This is a genomic window from Phyllobacterium sp. 628 (assembly GCF_014189505.1).
In the GTDB taxonomy this organism is placed as follows: domain Bacteria; phylum Pseudomonadota; class Alphaproteobacteria; order Rhizobiales; family Rhizobiaceae; genus Phyllobacterium.
Genome location: NZ_CP050301.1, coordinates 1,191,541 through 1,207,909 on the forward strand (window position 1 = coordinate 1,191,541; position 16,369 = coordinate 1,207,909).

At 55.5% G+C, this 16,369-nt stretch carries 18 protein-coding genes; 5 read left to right on the forward strand and 13 right to left on the reverse strand.

From position 1 onward, the window contains the following. The first annotated feature begins 188 nt into the window (after nt 1–188). Together pnp and HB779_RS07435 are read left to right on the forward strand one after the other, a co-directional pair. Entirely contained in the window at nt 189–2,333 is a 2,145-nt protein-coding gene (gene pnp, locus HB779_RS07430; protein ID WP_188345108.1) for a polyribonucleotide nucleotidyltransferase, read from the forward strand. Nucleotides 2,334–2,687: 354 nt separating this feature from the next. Beyond that, the gene (locus tag HB779_RS07435) at nt 2,688–3,707 is read left to right on the forward strand and encodes a class I SAM-dependent methyltransferase (RefSeq protein WP_188345109.1); all 1,020 of its coding nucleotides are present in this window, start codon (nt 2,688–2,690) and stop codon (nt 3,705–3,707) included. Here the strand turns inward: HB779_RS07435 and HB779_RS07440 are convergent, their stop codons facing one another. The 4 genes from HB779_RS07440 to fabA form a co-directional block, all read right to left on the reverse strand. Continuing rightward, nucleotides 3,708–4,061, reverse strand: coding sequence for an NIPSNAP family protein (locus HB779_RS07440; RefSeq protein WP_188345110.1), 354 nt, complete (start codon nt 4,059–4,061; stop codon nt 3,708–3,710). Nucleotides 4,062–4,168: 107 nt separating this feature from the next. Beyond that, nucleotides 4,169–4,984: an enoyl-ACP reductase FabI gene (gene fabI / locus HB779_RS07445; protein WP_188345111.1), complete on the reverse strand. Its 816-nt coding sequence runs from the start codon at nt 4,982–4,984 to the stop codon at nt 4,169–4,171. Between the two features lie 11 nt (nt 4,985–4,995). After that, nucleotides 4,996–6,225: a beta-ketoacyl-ACP synthase I gene (fabB, locus tag HB779_RS07450; protein WP_188345112.1), complete on the reverse strand. Its 1,230-nt coding sequence runs from the start codon at nt 6,223–6,225 to the stop codon at nt 4,996–4,998. Nucleotides 6,226–6,257: 32 nt separating this feature from the next. Then, a complete protein-coding gene (gene fabA, locus HB779_RS07455) occupies nt 6,258–6,773 on the reverse strand; it encodes a 3-hydroxyacyl-[acyl-carrier-protein] dehydratase FabA (RefSeq protein ID WP_106711631.1) in 516 nt (171 codons plus the stop codon). Nucleotides 6,774–6,996: 223 nt separating this feature from the next. On the opposite strand from fabA, the gene irrA reads away from it, so the two are divergent. Continuing rightward, nucleotides 6,997–7,428, forward strand: coding sequence for an iron response transcriptional regulator IrrA (gene irrA / locus HB779_RS07460; RefSeq protein WP_188345113.1), 432 nt, complete (start codon nt 6,997–6,999; stop codon nt 7,426–7,428). Nucleotides 7,429–7,475: 47 nt separating this feature from the next. On the opposite strand, the gene HB779_RS07465 is transcribed toward irrA, so the two are convergent. Together HB779_RS07465 and HB779_RS07470 are read right to left on the reverse strand one after the other, a co-directional pair. Continuing rightward, the gene (locus tag HB779_RS07465) at nt 7,476–7,721 is read right to left on the reverse strand and encodes a type II toxin-antitoxin system Phd/YefM family antitoxin (RefSeq protein WP_188345114.1); all 246 of its coding nucleotides are present in this window, start codon (nt 7,719–7,721) and stop codon (nt 7,476–7,478) included. An 84-nt stretch (nt 7,722–7,805) separates the two neighbouring features. Continuing rightward, on the reverse strand, nt 7,806–8,309 hold the full coding sequence (locus tag HB779_RS07470; protein WP_244642581.1) for an SH3 domain-containing protein: 504 nt from the start codon (nt 8,307–8,309) through the stop codon (nt 7,806–7,808). A 242-nt stretch (nt 8,310–8,551) separates the two neighbouring features. Here HB779_RS07470 and HB779_RS07475 point away from each other — a divergent pair, with 242 nt between their 5' ends. Then, nucleotides 8,552–9,553, forward strand: a complete 1,002-nt coding sequence (locus tag HB779_RS07475) for a D-glycerate dehydrogenase (protein WP_188345820.1) — start codon at nt 8,552–8,554, stop codon at nt 9,551–9,553. Nucleotides 9,554–9,715: 162 nt separating this feature from the next. Here HB779_RS07475 and HB779_RS07480 read toward each other — a convergent pair whose 3' ends face one another. The 5 genes from HB779_RS07480 to HB779_RS07500 all read right to left on the reverse strand — a co-directional run bounded on the left by HB779_RS07480 (nt 9,716) and on the right by HB779_RS07500 (nt 13,007). Then, nucleotides 9,716–10,126 (reverse strand): aconitase X swivel domain-containing protein, encoded by a 411-nt coding sequence (locus HB779_RS07480; protein WP_371823916.1) that lies wholly within the window; start codon nt 10,124–10,126, stop codon nt 9,716–9,718. Beyond that, nucleotides 10,126–11,385 (reverse strand): aconitase X catalytic domain-containing protein, encoded by a 1,260-nt coding sequence (locus tag HB779_RS07485; protein WP_188345116.1) that lies wholly within the window; start codon nt 11,383–11,385, stop codon nt 10,126–10,128. The genes HB779_RS07480 and HB779_RS07485 overlap by 1 nt, the downstream gene beginning before the upstream one ends. Next, a complete protein-coding gene (locus HB779_RS07490; protein WP_188345117.1) occupies nt 11,382–12,161 on the reverse strand; it encodes a molybdopterin-synthase adenylyltransferase MoeB in 780 nt (259 codons plus the stop codon). Before HB779_RS07490 ends, HB779_RS07485 begins: the two co-directional genes overlap by 4 nt. Nucleotides 12,162–12,210: 49 nt before the next feature. Continuing rightward, on the reverse strand, nt 12,211–12,525 hold the full coding sequence (gene sugE / locus HB779_RS07495) for a quaternary ammonium compound efflux SMR transporter SugE (RefSeq protein ID WP_112523992.1): 315 nt from the start codon (nt 12,523–12,525) through the stop codon (nt 12,211–12,213). Between the two features lie 185 nt (nt 12,526–12,710). After that, nucleotides 12,711–13,007: a hypothetical protein gene (locus HB779_RS07500; RefSeq protein ID WP_188345118.1), complete on the reverse strand. Its 297-nt coding sequence runs from the start codon at nt 13,005–13,007 to the stop codon at nt 12,711–12,713. Between the two features lie 211 nt (nt 13,008–13,218). Here HB779_RS07500 and HB779_RS07505 point away from each other — a divergent pair, with 211 nt between their 5' ends. Continuing rightward, nucleotides 13,219–13,659, forward strand: a complete 441-nt coding sequence (locus HB779_RS07505) for a hypothetical protein (protein WP_188345119.1) — start codon at nt 13,219–13,221, stop codon at nt 13,657–13,659. 87 nt (nt 13,660–13,746) lie between these two features. Here HB779_RS07505 and HB779_RS07510 read toward each other — a convergent pair whose 3' ends face one another. Then, nucleotides 13,747–15,408, reverse strand: coding sequence for an L-lactate permease (locus tag HB779_RS07510; RefSeq protein WP_188345821.1), 1,662 nt, complete (start codon nt 15,406–15,408; stop codon nt 13,747–13,749). A 183-nt stretch (nt 15,409–15,591) separates the two neighbouring features. Beyond that, the gene (locus HB779_RS07515) at nt 15,592–16,296 is read right to left on the reverse strand and encodes a glutathione S-transferase N-terminal domain-containing protein (protein ID WP_188345120.1); all 705 of its coding nucleotides are present in this window, start codon (nt 16,294–16,296) and stop codon (nt 15,592–15,594) included. Nucleotides 16,297–16,369: the final 73 nt, after the last annotated feature.

Below are 16,369 nucleotides of genomic sequence, written 5' to 3' on the forward strand. Positions count from 1 at the left end.
ATGCCCCGCCGGTTTCGTTCATCCCGGCTAGGGATGAACTCTACTCATGAGACAGGTCATGGGGCAGGATTGCTGGCAACTCGGATAATGAGTTGCAAATTGTCTTGCCCGTGATTGGTCTAAACGAAACGGAAGAAGGATGCTGCTATCCAAAGGGATGCGCGTTTTTCTCCATTCAAGGACACAATATGTTTAATCAACACAAAGTTGAAATCGAATGGGGCGGTCGTCCGCTCATTCTGGAAACGGGCAAGATTGCCCGTCAGGCTGATGGCGCGGTTCTCGCAACGTATGGTGAGACAGTCGTTCTTGCCACGGTTGTTTCCGCCAAGGCACCAAAGGCTGGTCAGGACTTTTTCCCGCTGACCGTCAACTACCAGGAAAAGACTTATGCAGCCGGCAAGATTCCCGGTGGCTATTTCAAGCGCGAAGGCCGTCCGAGCGAGAACGAAACACTGGTTTCGCGCCTCATCGACCGTCCGATCCGCCCGCTTTTCGCTGATGGCTACAAGAACGACACTCAGGTTGTTCTGACCGTTATCCAGCACGACCTCGAAAACAATCCAGATATCGTTTCGCTGATCGGCGCTTCGGCTGCTCTGACGCTTTCCGGCGTTCCTTTCATGGGCCCGATTGGCGGCGCACGCGTTGGCTACATCAACGGTGAATATCGTCTGAACCCAACTGTCGACGAAATGCCCGAATCGAGCCTCGATCTGGTTGTTGCCGGTACAGGCGAGGCCGTTCTGATGGTTGAATCGGAAGCCAAGGAATTGGCCGAAGACGTCATGCTCGGCGCGGTCATGTTCGGTCACCGCAGCTTCCAGCCGGTTATCGATGCAATCATCAAGCTTGCCGAAGTTGCTGCCAAAGAGCCACGCGATTTCCAGGCTGACGATCTGTCCGCTGCGGAAACTGCAGTTCTCAAGGTTGCTGAAGCGGATCTCCGCGCTGCCTACAAGATCACCGACAAGCAGGACCGCTACAACGCGATCGATGCTGCCAAGGCCAAGGTAAAGGCGCATTTCTTCCCGGAAGGCGTTGAAGAGCCAGAATTCTCCGCTGAAGAAATCGCAACTGTGTTCAAGTCGGTTCAGGCGAAGATCGTTCGCTGGAACATTCTTGATACCGGCAACCGTATTGACGGCCGTGATCTTTCGACCGTTCGTCCGATTGTATCGGAAGTTGGCCTTCTGCCACGCACCCACGGTTCGGCTCTGTTCACCCGCGGTGAAACACAGGCGATCGTTGTTGCAACGCTCGGCACCGGCGAAGACGAACAGTATGTCGACTCACTGACCGGCATGTACAAAGAAACTTTCCTGCTTCACTACAATTTCCCGCCCTATTCGGTCGGTGAAACAGGTCGCATGGGTTCGCCCGGCCGTCGTGAAATCGGCCATGGCAAGCTCGCATGGCGCGCTATCCATCCGGTTCTGCCTGCCAAGGAACAGTTCCCTTACACGTTGCGCACAGTCTCCGAGATCACCGAATCCAACGGTTCGTCCTCGATGGCTACCGTTTGCGGCACATCGCTTGCTCTGATGGATGCGGGTGTTCCGCTGCTTCGTCCAGTTGCCGGTATTGCCATGGGCCTTATCCTCGAAGGCGAAAAGTTCGCTGTTCTCTCCGACATTCTGGGCGATGAAGATCATCTCGGCGACATGGACTTCAAGGTAGCCGGTTCGGAAAATGGTATCACTGCCCTGCAGATGGATATCAAGATCGACGGCATCACCGAAGAGATCATGAAGGTTGCTTTGGCTCAGGCCAAGGACGGACGTCTGCACATCCTCGGCGAAATGGCGAAAGCCATCACTGAAGGCCGTTCGGAACTTGGCGAATTTGCTCCACGCATCGAAGTCATGAACATTCCAACCGACAAGATCCGTGACGTTATCGGTTCTGGCGGTAAGGTCATTCGCGAAATCGTTGAAAAGACCGGCGCGAAGATCAACATTGAAGACGATGGCACGGTCAAGATCGCGTCCTCCTCTGCCAAGGAAATCGAAGCAGCCCGCAAGTGGATCCATTCGATCGTTGCTGAACCTGAAGTCGGCGAAATCTACGAAGGCACAGTCGTCAAGACCGCTGACTTCGGCGCATTCGTCAACTTCTTTGGTCCGCGCGATGGTCTGGTCCATATTTCCCAGCTCGCTTCCGAGCGCGTTGCCAAGACCTCCGATGTGGTCAAGGAAGGCCAGAAGGTCTGGGTCAAGCTCATGGGCTTTGACGAACGTGGCAAGGTTCGCCTGTCGATGAAGGTTGTCGATCAGGAAACCGGCAAGGAAATCGTTCAGGAAAAGAAACAGGCTGAAGAAGACGCTGAATAAGCCTCTTGCTTTGACGTGATGAAAGCGCGCCCCTGTGGCGCGCTTTTTTCTTGGTGAGGGGTTGTTCGTGACCGAATAGCTTCGTCTCTATCTCCCCCTTTGTGGGGGAGAAAGCGATTTCAGCATCTTAGCTCTTGCTAAGTGCTAGAAATCGCAAGAGAGGGGATAATTGGTTTAAGGCAAATCCCCTCACTGGGATTTTCTAAGGATTTAGCGAAAAGGCTAAATCCAAGAAAATCCTTTCTCTCCCACAAGGGGAGAGATAATCGGCATCTGCTGGCGGCACGTTATGACAGCGTTTCCCAGAAAGTGGATTCCGCTCTAGACAGACATATTGATGGATGGATAATCACCATGGCCAACGGCGCACTCAAGACACTCTTTCTGCCCTTTGAAGATGAGATTTTGCCCGTACCGGCCGAGGACAGCCAATGGCTGTTTCTGGGCGCCGAGGTCGAACGTGACATCGATACCGCTTGGAAAGATATTCTGACCGGCCTGCAGCCATTCAAGCCGGATTACCTCGCCCTGCAGAAGGCCGGTTTTAAGGCTGTTGCGCGGCTGGAGGGTCATGAACGCTTTGACGGCGCGCTGATCCTGCTTGGCAAGCATCGCGGGCGCAATGAAGCATGGCTGGCGCAGGCTTTGCGCCATGTGAATGCAGGTGGCCAGATCGTCGTGGGCGGCGACAAGAAACTCGGTGTCGATAGTTTCCGCAAGACGGTGGAAAAATTTGCGCCGGTTGCCGACCGTCTGTCCAAGAACCATGCGGTGGCTTTCTGGTTCAATCGCCCCGAGACGATTAACGACACGCAGGTGCAGGCTCTTGTTGCCGAACCCACGCTCGTGGAAGATCGTTTTACCACCGCGCCGGGCATGTTCTCGCATTCAGCCATCGACAAAGGCTCGACCCTGCTGGTGAAGCACTTTGCCGGTCGTATAAGCGGTCATGTGGCCGATTTTGGCGCAGGCTGGGGTTACCTCGCCAGCGAAGTCTTGAAGCATCCTGAGAAGCTTAAATCGTTGGCGCTTTATGAAGCTGATTTCGAAGCACTGGAAGCAGCAAAGCAGAATCTGGGCGGAGCAACGGAATTGCCGCTGTCATTCCACTGGCATGATGTGAATGGCGAAGCCATCACCGAGATCTATGACACCATCGTCATGAACCCGCCATTTCATGCCGGGCGCAGCGCCGATCCAACCATGGGGCAAGGCTTTATCGCCGCCGCCGCCAAGCGCATGAAGCCGGGCGGCAGGTTGCTGCTGGTTGCCAATCGTCAGATGCCCTACGAAGCGGGCCTGAAATCGCTGTTCCGCTCGGTTCTGCCGATTGAGGACGTGGCGGGTTACAAGGTCATTGAAGCGAAGAAGTAATCAGCTTACCGCGCGCCGCCGGTTACCGCAGAAGCGTGTTTCTTCAATGGCGGCTTCGCTCATCCACGCCATGGACTTCAGGCTGACGACTATGCGTTCGAGAATGGCGGGGCGCGGTCCCTTGCGCCAGATATCGCTTGAATAGAGTGCCTGCTGCGAGCTGTTCAGATGATCAAGGTCGTCATAGGCACGCACGAGAAAATAAGCGTCGGGATGATGTGCTGACTGACCGAAATCAACCACATCCATGTCAACGGCTTCATGGATCGGCAGGCTTTCCTCGCAAACCAGTTTGTGGAACTCGGCACCTGTACCCGGACGCAGGCTGTAGATAAGCGTTTCAACGAGGCGCATTGTGGGTCTCCTGACAATACTGACGAAAAGGGAGGCTCACCTTCAACAAAAATCCCGCAAAACCAAGTCTGGCTTCACGGGATTGCTGTCAATTCTGGCAGGAATGATTATTCCTTGTCGTCGTCAGATTTCTTCAACTCTTCCAAGGTCGGCATCGATACGATGTTGTAACCGGAATCCACATAATGGATTTCACCGGTCACGCCGCTCGACAAGTCGGAAAGCAGATAGAGGGCGGAACGGCCAACATCTTCAATATCGACCGTGCGGCGCAGAGGCGCGTTGCGCTTCTGGTAGGAGAACATGGCGCGGGCATCGCCGATACCGGCACCAGCCAGCGTGCGCACCGGGCCAGCCGAGATCGCATTGACGCGGATGCTCTCCGGACCGTAATCAGCCGCGAGATAACGCACCATGGCTTCCAGTGCCGCCTTTGCCACGCCCATGACGTTATAGTTCGGCATAACGCGGGTTGAGCCGCCATAGGTCAGCGTCAGGATAGAGCCGCCATTTTTCATCAGCTTGGAGGCGCGCTGCGCCACTTCCGTGAAAGAATAGGCTGAAATCACCATCGTACGGCTGAAATTGTCACGCGTGGTCACATCGGCATAGCGGCCTTTGAGCTGCGATTTGTCGGAAAAGCCGATGGCATGCACGACAAAATCAATCGTGCCCCATTCCTTTTCCAGCGTTTCGAACACTGCATCGACGGTGGCAATGTCTTCGACATCGCACGGCAGCAGCAGCTTCGAGCCAAGCTGTTCGGCCAGAGGCGCAACGCGCTTGCCGAATGCGTCACCCTGATAGGTGAAAGCGAGCTCGGCACCGTTTTCGGAGAGTTCCTTTGCAATTCCCCAGGCAATGGAATGGCTGTTCGCGACCCCCATAATGAGACCGCGTTTGCCTTTCATCAGTTCACCCATATTCTTCCCTCTCAACCCTGGAAGCGCTGAAAAACCAGCGATGCATTGGTTCCGCCAAATCCGAAAGAATTGGTCAGCACCGTATCCAGTTTGGCATTGTCGATCCGCTTGCGCACAATAGGCATGTCCTCAAATGCCGGATCGAGTTCTTCAATATTCGCGCTTTCGGCAATGAAATTGTGGTTCATCATCAACAGCGAGTAGATCGATTCGTGTACGCCGGTGGCACCTTGCGAATGCCCGGTCAGCGATTTTGTTGCCGATATTGGCGGGCAGCCGGCTTCCGCCGTGCCAAATACTTCGCGGATGGCTTCGATCTCTTTCAGATCGCCTACCGGCGTCGATGTGGCGTGCGGATTGATGTAATCCACCTTGCCCTTCACGTTCTCGATAGCCATGCGCATGCAGCGGGCGGCGCCTTCGCCGCTTGGTGCAACCATATCGGCACCGTCTGATGTAACGCCATAACCGACGACTTCGCCATAAATCTTGGCGCCGCGTGCCTTGGCATGTTCAAGTTCTTCCAGAACCAGAACGCCAGCGCCGCCGGAGATGACAAAACCGTCGCGGTTCTTGTCATAGGCGCGCGAGGCGACAGAAGGCGTGTCGTTGAATTTGGAGGACATTGCGCCCATGCCGTCAAACAGCACGGAAAGCGTCCAGTCGAGATCCTCGCAGCCGCCAGCAAACATCATGTCCTGCTTGCCATACTGGATCATCTCGAAGGCATTGCCGACGCAGTGATTGGACGTCGCGCAGGCAGATGAAATGGAATAATTGACGCCCTTGATCTTGAACCATGTGGCCAGTGTAGCCGATGCGGTTGAAGACATGGCTTTCGGCACAGCGAAGGGGCCGACTTTTTTCGACGAGCCCGATTCGCGGGTTTTGTCGGCGGCTTCAACGATAGTACGGGTGGATGAGCCGCCCGACCCCATGATGATGCCGGTGCGTTCATTGGAAATCTGGCTCTCGTCGAGCCCGGCATCGGCAATGGCCTGATCCATGGCAACATGGTTCCAGGCCGTGCCGCCGCCGTGAAACCGCATGGCGCGGCGGTCGACCAGCGTTGTCGGATCAAGCGTGGGGGCGCCGTGCACCTGACTGCGGAAACCGTGTTTTGCATAATCTTCGGCGAAGACAATACCCGATTTCGCTGCACGCAGGGATTCAAGCACCTCCTGCACATTATTTCCGATAGAGGACACGATACCCATGCCCGTCACAACCACTCGCCGCATTGCGATCTCCTTGAAGGTATTGCGTTGCCCTATCAGGCAGCGCTTTCCTTGAACAGGCCGACCCGCAGGTCGGTTGCCTTATAGATAGTTTCGCCATCGGCCTTTAACCAGCCGTCCGCAATGCCTAGCACCAGACGGCCGCGCATGACACGCTTGAAGTCGATACCATATTCGACAAGCTTGGTCTTGGGCGTGACCATGCCGGTGAATTTCACCTCGCCCGTGGACAGGGCACGGCCCTTGCCGGGTTCACCCAGCCAGCCGAGATAGAAACCGGTCAGCTGCCACATGGCATCAAGGCCGAGGCAGCCCGGCATAACAGGATCGCCGATGAAATGGCAGGGGAAGAACCACAGATCCGGTTTAATATCGAACTCGGCGCGAATATAGCCCTTGCCGTTTTCGCCGCCGGTCTCGGAAATCTCGGTAATGCGATCAAACATCAGCATGGGTGGAGCTGGCAACTGGGCATTGCCCTGACCGAACATCTCTCCGCGGGCACACGTAAGGAGCTCTTCGTACCCGTAGCTTGATTTCTGTTCTGGCATTCTGTCTCCCATCAATTGCTTCAGTGCTGGCGCTTTTGCGCGGGCGGACCCTATCACAGAGTGTTTCTCGCTGAAAACGGTCTGTTGGCTTATCCCTAACGGAATGGCTGAATTGCGGCCTATTGATCGATTTCGCAAGACGGCATATATCAATGATGTAACACGATAGACAACAGTCTATGGTGAGACTTTTGATATCATTTAATGGAGTGGCATACGGGCCATGCATATTTCTTATGAGATTGATGCCGATGTACCCTTGCAGGAGCGCCTTCGCTTCGCGGGATTGCGTCCGACCCGTCAGCGCATTGCGCTTGCCAGCCTGATCTTTTCCAAGGGTGATCGCCACCTTTCGGCCGAAGAGCTGCACGAAGAGGCGCTGGGCGCCAACGTTCCGGTCTCGCTCGCCACGGTCTACAATACGTTGCACCAGTTCACTCAGGCTGGAATGTTGCGCATTCTCGCTGTCGAAGGGGCGAAGACCTATTTCGATACGAATGTTTCCGATCATCATCACTTTTTCGTCGAAGGCGAAAACGAAGTGATCGATATTCCGGATGGCTCGACCATGGTCGGCAGCCTGCCGCCCGTGCCGGAAGGCATGGAAATCGTCAATGTTGATATCATCATCCGTCTGCGCAAAAAGCGCGGGTGATTTTGAATTAGACGATCCGTACAGGGCCGGGGTATCAAGCAGCAGCTTTATTGATCGCAACCGAACAATTGTTCGATTTCTTCGCTGCCTATCTGGTCAAAATCATCCGGAACGATCATTTGCCCGGTCATGAAGCCGAGACGACGCGCTTCGGTTTCAGTTGGAGCATCAAGCGCTGTTACCTTGACCATGGGTTTTCCAGCCTTGGCAATCATAAATGAGTCACCATTGGCGGCTTGCTTTACGAGACGAGAAAGTTGGGCTTTCGCTTCGCGAATGTTGATCGTTTGCATGATGACCTCGGTAAACTTGGTTTAGTCTACTTGGTTTAACGCTCATCAAATTGCAACATCAATGTGCCTAGAGGTAGGGCGTTGCTAATTATCAAACTTCTCGCCGGGATAGGCACCCCAGATTTCCGACTGGCGTATCCAGCCGCTGGCACCGCTGAACACCAGCCGACACCAATCGCCATTGCAGGTTTTCACGGTTGCCAGAACACCCGGTTGTACCTGCGCCACGATATTCGCCTTGTCATCAGCACTGCGATAGACGTTGATCATCGCATTGTCCTTGTCGCGCTGCCACGGGGCTGTCATTGCCGTGCGCTTGCCGGACAGCAGGGATTGATTGACCCAGCCTTCGGTTCCCTCAGAATCGCGAATGCGCCGCCAATTATCAAATTCCTGCACGATTTCGACCGGCAGGCCAGATTTCAGGAACAACCAGGTCACCGCATAATTGCTTCCGGGACCGACGCGCAAATTGACGCGGCTCGACTTCAGGCTGACAAAGCGTGGCAAGGGAAGACCGCTTGGCCCCACCTGTTGCGCAGCCTGTGCCACGCCAAAACCCGGCACAACGCTTGGGATGCCAAGCAAAAGGGCCGATGCAATGCCGGCGCTCAGCGCGAAAGAACGAATAAAACCAATACCCAACAAAATCAGTCCTTCATCATTCCTGGCTCTTTTCCGGCGATTGTGCGGTTGAACGAGGAACGATCCCTATTTTTCTTTGTCTTTGATGCGCCGCCTTGATAGACAAGTACACGAGCTCAAGAGCAATTGCAGTTTGCAATGACTTGGTTAAAGAGGTCTCAATAACAGCGCAGAAAGGGAGGGGAATATTGGTTAGCAAAAAGCCTCTGGTCGTTATTACCCGCAAGCTGCCGGATTCCGTAGAAACGCGCATGCGCGAACTCTTCGAAGCGCGGTTGAATGTCGATGACCGGCGGCTATCCAAGGCGGAGCTCATTGAAGCCGTCCAGCAAGCCAATGTTCTCGTACCCAGTGTTACCGACCGTATCGATGAGGAAATCATCAAAGCGGCTGGCCCCAATCTCAAACTGATCGCCAATTTTGGCAATGGCACAGACAATATCGATGTTGTCGCAGCTGCAGCACGCGGTATCACAGTCACCAATACCCCGAATGTGCTGACGGAAGACACCGCTGATATGACCATGGCGCTGATGCTGGCTGTGCCGCGCCGTCTGGTCGAAGGTGCATCCATTCTTCTTGACGATGGCAAGTGGGAGGGCTGGGGTCCGACATGGATGCTCGGCCGCCGCATCTGGGGCAAACGCCTCGGCATTGTCGGCATGGGCCGTATCGGCACCGCCGTTGCCCGCCGCGCCAAGGCTTTTGGCTTGTCGATCCATTACCACAATCGCAAACCGGTCAACCCAAAGACGGAAACGGAACTTGAAGCAACCTATTGGGACAGTCTCGATCAGATGCTGGCCCGCATGGATATCATCTCGGTCAATTGCCCCTCGACTCCTGCGACTTTTCATCTGCTGTCGGCTCGGCGGCTGGCATTGATGCAACCGACCGCCTTTATCGTCAACACTGCCCGTGGCCAGATCATCGATGAACAGGCGCTAATTGCCCAGCTGGAAACCGGAAAACTCTCCGGGGCAGCACTTGATGTGTTCGAACATGAGCCAGCGGTGAATTCCAAACTGCGCAAACTCGCCAAGGCGGGCAAAGTTGTGATCCTGCCGCATATGGGTTCGGCAACGCTCGAAGGCCGTATCGACATGGGCGAGAAGGTGATCATCAACATTCGCACGTTTATCGATGGACATCGTCCGCCGGACCGGGTTTTGCCAAACCGGGTTTAGAGGTTGCGTTTCCACCGTGCGTGGTTCGACAAGCTCACCATGAGGGAGATTGTTGCCTGCGGGACTAATTGGCGAAATCGCAGATTATCGTTCCTTGCAATGCACGCCGTCCCTCATGGTGAGCTTGTCGAACCACGCACGGTGGAAATGCAACGGCATGAATTACCGAACGCTAACGATCCCGGCATCATCAATTGCAAGCGTGTGATCAATCAGGTTGGCAAACGCACTGCGATCCAATTTCAGGGCCATCGGTGTCTGATGACCCATTTCCTGGGCCACGATCAATCCGAGCAGAAGAATCGCGTCGGGTTCATGCAGGATGATGGCTGCGGGGGCCAGACCTGCTGATACCAGTTCCAAAAGCACGGCTGCGGCGGATGACGAGCCAATCGTGCCGGGTAGACAAAGCACTTTGCCGGTAATGGCGACGCCATGTTGGGGATGGCGCACATCGGCAATCAGGCCGGTCTTGGGATTTACCCCACCCCAGAAACTGATCGGCGCGGTAAGCACCAACGCCTCGGCCTCCGCCTGTTGACCTTCAACGAGAATTTCCGCCTGCAAGCGCATCATGCGGCCTCGAAGACCGGACGGCCAAGCACAGCGCTTTCCACGCATTCGGCCATCGAGCCGTAGATGACGCCGTAGCCGGTATTCCCCGGGGCATAATGGGCGAATTTCCCCGAATTGGTCATCAGAACCGCATTGCTGACGTCAGGCAGGATAGGTGTGACGACAACACATGTGTCGGCAACGATGACAACGCCAGTCTTTTCCAGTGACTGTCGCCTGCCACTGCTTTCAAGCGCCGTCAGAGCATGACGGCCGGTGCAGGCGTAGAGCGGCACGTTGAGATGGCGGCCAGCAATCAACGCTTCCAGCCGGTCGAACTCTGCACCGGAAAGATGCGGACTGCCGATGGCCACCGCATCGATCTTTTCGGTACCAGCCGCTGTCGATAGCCTGCGGCGTGAATCCTTGATCATGTCTGAAGTGACGGTGATGATCGATTCCGGCTTCTGGTTGTGCAACGCCGTGGCGAGATCCGGCGCTTCCGGCGTTACACCAGCCACGTGGAACAGTCCGACAGCTCCGGCAGAAGCCGCCGCTGCACCGAAAGCCTTCAGTGCATCTTCACCCGGATGTTCAGCAATGCCCGCGACCACACCGACCGCATCGCCAAGTTCCCGGCCGAACAGGCTGCCAAGAATTGGCCATGCCACCTCGGAGGCAAGAAATGCGGAATCGAGGCCCGACACATCGAAGACAACCCGCGCGCGCCGGTTCTCCGGCCGGTGGAAGCCGTAATAGGGCGCATAACCGGCAATGGCGCAGGCAATATCGAGAAAGTCACCATAGCGGTTGGTCCGGGCACCAAGCACGGAATTGCAGAAGACAACCGCATTCGATTCGCCCCAGGCGACATCACTGCCAAGGGCCGGGCGGTGACCCGCCTGATAGGGCGCACAGGTCCATGTCGGCTCACAGCCAAGTGTGCGATAGGCATCCATCATGCGCCGGGCCATGCCGCGTTCATGCGGTTCGAGCCGGTTTTTCGAGCAGCCGGTCAAATCCAGCGAGCCGACATTAAGTGTGGCACGCACCGCGACTTTTGCGCTGCCTTCGACCAGCTTTTCGGCAAACAGCGTGCCTGAATCGCCATGATACAGCGCACCATCAATATGGGCTGATACAATGGGAATTAATGATGGAGCTCCCATCAGGCGGGCCGTGGCGGCAACAATGCGCATGGCCATTCCTGCGCCTTCGCCGCGCGCACCATTGGCAATGGCCCGTTGCTCCGGCGTCAGATCAAGCGCAGCGCTCATGCCGCGCCTCTCTCACTCGCTTTGTATTTGATTGTTTCGAACCGCGAGCTCAATGCATCGTAGAGCAGCAGCCTGCCGATGAGCGGCTCACCAATGCCGGTGATGAGCTTAATGACTTCTGTCGCCTGCAAGCTGCCAATGACGCCGGGCAAAACACCAAGCACCCCGGCTTCCGCACAGGCTGGAACAAGGCCGGGTGGCGGCGCAGACGGGAAGAGATCGCGATAGGACGGGTTCTGTTCACCCTTGGCATTGCGGGCATAAGGCAGGAGCGTGGTCAGCGAGCCATCGAAGCGGCCAAGGGCGGCCGAGACCAGCGGGCGTTTTCCCGCCGCGCAGGCATCCGCCAGCAAATAGCGCGTATCGAAATTATCCGAGCCGTCCACGACGATGTGATAGCGGCTGATGAGATCGGCGACATTGTCAGGAGCGATACGGGTTTCATGCGCCTCGACCGTCACATGTGGATTGATCGCTGCGATGGCGCGCGCGGCACTTTCCACCTTGGGCGAGCCGACAAGATCGGTGTCGTGGATCACCTGCCGCTGCAGGTTGGAAAGCGAAACGCGATCGTCGTCGATAATGCCAAGCGTGCCGACGCCCGCTGCAGCCAGATATTGCAGCACCGGCGCTCCAAGCCCGCCCGCGCCGACCACGAGCACCCGAGCACGTTTCAGCTTCTGCTGGCCAGGCCCGCCAATCTCCGCAAGGATGATATGGCGGGCATAGCGCTCAAGTTCGGTGGAGGTAAAGGGCGGGCTTTCCGGATCGGTCATGGCGTCATATTAGAGCAAGATCGAGCCGGAATGCAGCATCCCATTTGTCTCAGGCGAGAAATTTCAAACCGGCAATGCCGGAGACGATCAGGCCAATACAGACAAGACGGATCACCGTGGCGGGTTCGCCAAAGAGATACATGCCGAGCAGTGCTGTGCCAACGGTACCGATACCGGTCCATACGGCATAGGCACTGCCGACGGGCAGTTCGCGCAGGGCAAGCCCCAGAACCACAACACTGATCACCATGCTGGCCCCGGTCAGCACCGACGGTGTCAGACGGGTAAACCCATCGGTATATTTGAGCCCGATAGCCCAGCCGATTTCAAAGAGCCCTGCAATAACAAGATAAATCCAGGCCATGACGACCATCCTTTTGATTATGCGGGCCGTCCCGGCTGTGTGTCATACGCCGCATGGGTTATGCTGCGTGGAGGCCGTCCTCCAAGGCTCTATTTAGGCTGGCAGAAATGCATGGGCAAGCATTTAAGCGCTGAGTAATTTTGGTGTTTAACATCAAGGATTGTGAACGGCCGCTATTCCCTGTTTCATGCCTTGTACAATCGTATCGGGCTGGTCTTCTCCCGTTTCACCACGCCTTTGGCTTCCAGATCGAGCTGGACAGCTTTTGCCCACCAACCGGCTTTGGCACCGCCCGGAAAAACCTCCTGTGACAAGACATCCGTCAGCTGTTCGCGGATTTCCACCACGGTCAGACCGGGTGCGGTTACTGGCAAGACTTTGAGATAGGCTTCCTTCATGGCGTCGTATTTGACCTGATCAAGCCGCTGCTTGCTCCCCGGATGATTGACGTTCTCGACTCTAACTTTGAGAGACTGTGCCATTTTGCTTACTCCTTCCATTGCCTGTTAAAGCTGACCTTTGCTAACAAGACGAATGAGGGAGTACTATTTCGACAATCAATTCGAAAATTAAACAAGACTTGGCCATGGAGTTGTTCGTTCCAACAGTACGTCATAGTTCGTTTCACTTTAATTCCTCTAAATCGCATGCTTAGATTGGCTGGTCATGTGATTCATTGAAATGGGGAATATTATGAATTCAGTACAGGGAATTACTGTTTTTGCGTTGATCGGTTCAGCAGCACTGGTATCGGGATGCGTTAATCATCGGGGGAATGAAGCAACAAATTCTGCCAACGTCTCTTCGGAAAAGTCAGCGACGACTGGCAAGAGGAGCAGAATTTGGAGCAATTACCAAGTTAAGGAAGATTGTTCCTCTGGTATTATCCCTACGCTGAAGGTCACGTCAGCACCCGTCCACGGAAAGATTGAAATTGTTGAGGAAACAGTATCCCCAGAAATTCCGGCCGACAACGTTCGATACAAATGCAATTCCAGAAAATACAAAGCGGCAGTTGCGTATTATACCTCAGAACCGGGATTTAGCGGTACAGATAAAGTGAGCCTATATGCAGACTGGCGCAGCGATCAAATGTTCACGTACACGACAGTGCGTATAAAAGTAAGCAAATAGCTCAGGTTATTTCGAAGGGTTGTTGGTCGGGATTATCCCGACCCTTTGTTTTGTAGGTAATGAACAATCTTACAATGGCCAGCTTTTTCAAGGCGGCGTGACAATCATCCATGTGAAGACATAGGCCTGCAGCATCACCAGAATGCCGACAAGGCAGGCAAGTACGATCGAGTGCTTGAAGACAAAGCGCAGGATCGTGCCTTCGTGCCCGTACCAGTTGGTCGCGGTGGAGGCGACGACGATGGACTGGGCGTCAATCATCTTGCCCATGACGCCGCCGGACGAGTTGGCTGCGCCCATCAGGATCGGCGAGAGGCCGAGCTGTTCCGAGGTGATCTTCTGCAGGTTGCCGAAGAGCACATTGGAAGCCGTATCGGAGCCGGTCAGCGCCACACCGAGCCAGCCGAGCAGCGTACCGAAGAACGGATAGAGCACGCCCGTTGCCGCAAAGGCGAGGCCGAGCGTGGCGTCGATGCCAGAAAGCCGCGTCAGCGTGCCGATGGCCAGCATGGCAGAAATGGTGATCAGCGAGTAGGAACAGAGCTTGATCGTCTTGCCATAGACTTTGAGCATTTCGCCGGGCTTGTAGCCCATGACAAGGCCGGAAATGACGGCGGCAATCAGCATGCCGGAACCGGTATAAGACAGCCATGTAAAGGCAAACACCGCCTTTTCCGGTGTCGGCTGGGCTGCGATGGGCGCAACTTTCATAATCAGATTGTTGAGGCCGGGAACAGCATAGCTCAGTGTCGCCCATGGATTGACGGCGTTTTTGAACCAGTCTGTACCCCAGAGCAGGAGAACGGCACAGACAATGATCCAAGGCGTCATCGACGCCCAGACTTCTGCCCGCGTCGGCTTGGCCTTGGATACCTGTACCGGCGGAACCTGTGATGCGGAATCATCGCGCGTGCGCAGTGCTGCGGAGGTCCATATGACTTTTGGCTGCCAGATGCGCAGGAAACCGATCAGGCAAGCCATGGAAATCAGCGATGCTCCGATATCAACGATCCAGGGATTGATGAAATTGGAAATCAGATATTGCGGCACTGCAAAGGACACGCCTGTGACCAGAATCGCTGGCCAGACTTCCTTCATGCCCTTGTATCCGGCAAAAGCCCAAACAACCCAGAATGGTATGATGAGTGAGAAGAACGGCAATTGCCGTCCGACCATCGCGCCAAGCAAAAAGGGATCAATGCCGGTGACGCTGGACAGCCCGGCGATCGGCGTTCCCAGCGCGCCATAGGCGACAGGGGCGGTGTTGGCGATCAGCGAAAGACCGGAAGCCGCCAGGGGTGAAAAGCCAAGGCCGATCAGGATGGCGGCTGTCACCGCAACGGGCGTTCCGAAACCGGAGGCACCTTCAAAGAAAGCACCGAATGAAAAGGCGATGAGCAATATTTGCAAACGCCGGTCGCGTGTCACGCCGCCAATAGTGTTCTGCAGCGTTTCGAACACGCCTTTCTCCACCGTCAACCGGTAGAGGAAGATGACATTGAGAACGATCCAGCCAATAGGGAAGAAGCCCGTGACGATGCCTAGAATGGACGCGCGGATGGACAGGTCCGCTGGCATGGTGAAAACGAATATTGCCATCAGGTTTGCCACCACCAGCGCGATGATCGCGGCTATATGCACCTTGACCTTATTGGATGCGATCATGGCCAGCAGCACCACAACGGGTATTGCTGCCGCTAGCGTCGAAAGAACGGAATTGCCGAAAGGATTGTAGACCTGATTCCACATCATGAATGCCCCTCATCATGGAGCACCGTTGACTATCCGAATACCTCGAACAATCGTTCGGTACTCTAGTATATGTGTCAGATGGAGGTATTTGTTGCAGGTTCAAAAGAGAATGCAACTGCGTAAAATCAGAACGCCGCCGAAATGGCGGCGTTTGCGGGTTTTTCAACAGGCAATGCAGCCCTATGGCCGTTTTGGAATATCCAAACCGCGCTGCACGGCCGGACGGGCAAGACAGCGTTCGAGCCAGACAGGAACGTTCTTCAGGCTGGCATAGTCGACGAGATCGCCAGCACCGTAGAAACCGACCAGATTGCGGACCCAGCCAAGCGTAGCGATATCAGCAATGGTATATTCATCGCCCATGATCCATTGGCGGCCTTCAAGCTGTGTTTCCAGCACTCCGAGCAGGCGCTTTGACTCATTCGCATAGCGCTGAAGCGGGCGCTTGTCTTCATATTCGCGACCGGCAAACTTATGGAAGAAACCGACCTGGCCGAACATCGGGCCGATTGCAGCCATCTGGAAGAACACCCACTGGATCGTCTGATAGCGCAGTGCCGGATCGGCGGGCAGGAACTTGCCGGTCTTTTCGGCGAGATAGAGCAGAATGGCGCCCGATTCGAACAGCGGCAGCGGTTTGCCGCCGGGACCGTCTGGATCGATGATCGCCGGGATCTTGCCATTGGGGTTGAGCGACAGGAACTCGGGTGTCCAGCTCTCGTTCTTGCCAATATCGACAAGATGGACCTCATACGGCAGACCCAGTTCTTCGAGCATGATCGAAACCTTGACGCCATTGGGTGTCGGCAGGGAATAAAGCTGCAGACGGTCTGGATGCTGGGCTGGCCAGCGGGCAGTGATCGGGAAGGCTGAAAGGTCAGACATGAGAATTCCTTCGTTGGATCAATTTTCGGCAATGATGGTCCGCAACCTTTTGGGTTCGCATCATCATGCGGAT

Bases quoted from the DNA above. Each gene is read 5' to 3' on its own strand.
- pnp (WP_188345108.1), top strand. From the start codon at position 189: ATGTTTAATCAACACAAAGTTGAAATCGAATGGGGCGGTCGTCCGCTC.
- HB779_RS07435 (WP_188345109.1), top strand. From the start codon at position 2,688: ATGGCCAACGGCGCACTCAAGACACTCTTTCTGCCCTTTGAAGATGAG.
- HB779_RS07440 (WP_188345110.1), bottom strand. From the start codon at position 4,061: ATGCGCCTCGTTGAAACGCTTATCTACAGCCTGCGTCCGGGTACAGGT.
- fabI (WP_188345111.1), bottom strand. From the start codon at position 4,984: ATGGGTGAACTGATGAAAGGCAAACGCGGTCTCATTATGGGGGTCGCG.
- fabB (WP_188345112.1), bottom strand. From the start codon at position 6,225: ATGCGGCGAGTGGTTGTGACGGGCATGGGTATCGTGTCCTCTATCGGA.
- fabA (WP_106711631.1), bottom strand. From the start codon at position 6,773: ATGCCAGAACAGAAATCAAGCTACGGGTACGAAGAGCTCCTTACGTGT.
- irrA (WP_188345113.1), top strand. From the start codon at position 6,997: ATGCATATTTCTTATGAGATTGATGCCGATGTACCCTTGCAGGAGCGC.
- HB779_RS07465 (WP_188345114.1), bottom strand. From the start codon at position 7,721: ATGCAAACGATCAACATTCGCGAAGCGAAAGCCCAACTTTCTCGTCTC.
- HB779_RS07480 (WP_371823916.1), bottom strand. From the start codon at position 10,126: ATGCGCTTGCAGGCGGAAATTCTCGTTGAAGGTCAACAGGCGGAGGCC.
- HB779_RS07485 (WP_188345116.1), bottom strand. From the start codon at position 11,385: ATGAGCGCTGCGCTTGATCTGACGCCGGAGCAACGGGCCATTGCCAAT.
- HB779_RS07490 (WP_188345117.1), bottom strand. From the start codon at position 12,161: ATGACCGATCCGGAAAGCCCGCCCTTTACCTCCACCGAACTTGAGCGC.
- sugE (WP_112523992.1), bottom strand. From the start codon at position 12,525: ATGGCCTGGATTTATCTTGTTATTGCAGGGCTCTTTGAAATCGGCTGG.
- HB779_RS07500 (WP_188345118.1), bottom strand. From the start codon at position 13,007: ATGGCACAGTCTCTCAAAGTTAGAGTCGAGAACGTCAATCATCCGGGG.
- HB779_RS07505 (WP_188345119.1), top strand. From the start codon at position 13,219: ATGAATTCAGTACAGGGAATTACTGTTTTTGCGTTGATCGGTTCAGCA.
- HB779_RS07510 (WP_188345821.1), bottom strand. From the start codon at position 15,408: ATGTGGAATCAGGTCTACAATCCTTTCGGCAATTCCGTTCTTTCGACG.
- HB779_RS07515 (WP_188345120.1), bottom strand. From the start codon at position 16,296: ATGTCTGACCTTTCAGCCTTCCCGATCACTGCCCGCTGGCCAGCCCAG.